Origin of the sequence: Streptomyces sp. SID13726, assembly GCF_010548375.1 — a bacterium.
In the GTDB taxonomy this organism is placed as follows: domain Bacteria; phylum Actinomycetota; class Actinomycetes; order Streptomycetales; family Streptomycetaceae; genus Streptomyces.
On record NZ_JAAGLY010000189.1, the window covers coordinates 1 to 574 of the forward strand.

At 69.7% G+C, this 574-nt stretch carries 1 protein-coding gene; it reads left to right on the top strand.

The window, feature by feature from the left end; translation table 11 throughout:
* Positions 1–574 (top strand): toprim domain-containing protein (locus tag G3I78_RS47090; protein WP_239158463.1); only part of this gene is annotated, 574 nt, incomplete at both ends.

The window sequence follows — 574 nt, forward strand, 5'->3', positions numbered from 1 at the left end:
GGCCGAGGACGACGTGGTCAAGGACGACGCGATGGAGGGCCTGACGGCGGTCGTCACCGTCCGGCTGGCCGAGCCGCAGTTCGAGGGGCAGACCAAGGAGGTGCTCGGCACCTCGGCGGCCGCCCGGATCGTCGCGGCCGTGGTCGCCAAGGAGCTCAAGGCCTTCCTGACCAGCACGAAGCGCGACGACAAGCAGCAGGCCCGCGCCGTGATGGAGAAGATCGTCGCGGCCGCCCGGACCCGGATCGCCGCCCGCCAGCACAAGGAGGCGCAGCGCCGCAAGACCGCGCTGGAGACCTCCTCGCTGCCCGCGAAGCTGGCCGACTGCCGCAGTGACGACGTGGAGCGCAGCGAGCTCTTCATCGTCGAGGGCGACTCCGCGCTCGGTACCGCCAAGCTCGCGCGGAATTCGGAATTCCAGGCGCTCCTGCCGATCCGCGGCAAGATCCTGAACGTCCAGAAGTCCTCGGTCTCGGACATGCTCAAGAACGCCGAGTGCGGGGCGATCATCCAGGTCATAGGGGCCGGCTCGGGCCGGACCTTCGACATCGACGCGGCCCGCTACGGCAAGATC